This is a genomic window from Microcoleus sp. OTE_8_concoct_300 (assembly GCF_031383065.1).
Lineage (GTDB): Bacteria > Cyanobacteriota > Cyanobacteriia > Cyanobacteriales > Microcoleaceae > Microcoleus.
The window spans coordinates 1-1,518 of sequence record NZ_JANMZH010000907.1; the positions used below are offsets into that span (position 1 = coordinate 1).

Sequence of the window (1,518 nt, forward strand, 5' to 3'; positions counted from 1 at the left end):
CCCAGTACCATTTCTACCAGTTCAGCTTGGCTCAACTGCTCGATTTGGGTTTTTTTCTGCTCTTTGGTGGCTGCGGGCTTTTTCATTCGTTTATTTTACCAGATGCCGTCACTGAAGTTTTTTTGACCTGAATCCTTACCCCCTGATTAAGTAAGTTGGCGCTTTAAAACGCAACTATGTAAACGATGTAAAGTGTCCAAATGCTTTCTACTGGCTAACTTAAGCCTATTTACATACGGTTACATTATTCGGTTTAATCCCGCCTATCTACTTACTACCGATTACCAAGTAGCGATTGCCAATTACCCTATTACTGGTTGACGATTACTGGTTGATACGAGAGTGATTATGAGTTTTGAGTTTGAGTCCTCACTCACTACTCAAAAGTCAAACCACGAAACCCAAACTTTCTCTCTTTTTTCTCAGTAACAGTTGTTGAGAGCTGTTACTGAGTTTTTGTTTCTGTTTCCGTTTCTAGTGAACAAGAGCAAGTTTTTGTTTCTTGCTTTTACTGGGAATTTTTTCAGAAACGTTATCAGAAACGTTATCAGAAACATTATCAGAAACATTATCAGAAACGTTATCAGAAACGTTATCAGAAACATTATCAGAAGTGTTTTCAGAAACGTTATTAGAAGTGTTGTCAGGAGTGATAACAGGTGATAAATGAGCTATCATGCTTTTCAATTCTTCAATTTCTTTGAGAGCATCAGACAAGTCACCATGCAAAGTCTCGTTTTCGACCATAAGCTGTGCGTCTGTAACGATACCATGATCACTATCATCAAATTCTCGATCGACTTCTAAAGCCCCACTAACTTTTTGTTGACTTTGCAGGTTAGTGATTGTTGTTGAAGCTTCTCTTAGCTGAGTTCTCACTTGTTCTAGTTGAGCTTCTAGGACTTGTTTCTCACCAACTTGTGATTGCAGAGCTTGGATTTGAGAATGCAGACTCGACACTTCTCGTTCTCGTGCTTCGATTTGACCGTTAAGTTTGGATATCTCACTGAGTCGATCGCGAGAAGCATTTTCAAATTCTGCAACTTCGAGCAACCGTTTTTCAGCAAGTGTCAATTTGGCTTTCAATTCATTGTTTTCGGCTTGAAGCAAATCTAACTGCTGACGAAATTCTTCAGAATCGGTCAACTTTTGTTTGTTCAGATTCATGTACGCTTCCCGAAGTTCGTTTCGTTGGCGTTCATACTCTGCTAGATAAAATTTCAACTCCATTTGATTTTGAGGAAAATCTTTGAGTTGTTGACGCATCAGCTCATTTTCCTGAGCTAACTGTTTCATCCGATCGCCACTCACGCTGGTATCAGCTTTTTGATAAGCCAGTCTGTAGAACGCGATCGCCATTTGATGAGAAACCTTGAGAATAAGTAGTCAGACAGAATTAATTACACAAATACATAGTATAATGATATTCCAGGCAAAATTATGAGTTAATTACAGTTTCATATGATGTTTATCAGAGAAATAAATCCTCTTTCGTCTAAATTGCTCGACTCGAATTCA

The 1,518-nt window shown here is 38.5% G+C and carries 1 protein-coding gene; it reads right to left on the reverse strand.

What is annotated here, in order from left to right:
* Positions 1-474: 474 nt before the first annotated feature.
* A complete protein-coding gene (locus ACUVJL_RS39055) occupies positions 475-1,359 on the reverse strand; it encodes a hypothetical protein (RefSeq protein ID WP_445250723.1) in 885 nt (294 codons plus the stop codon).
* Positions 1,360-1,518: the final 159 nt, after the last annotated feature.

Excerpts from the sequence above, each read along its gene's own strand:
- ACUVJL_RS39055 (WP_445250723.1), bottom strand. The coding sequence starts at position 1,359 with ATGGCGATCGCGTTCTACAGACTGGCTTATCAAAAAGCTGATACCAGC.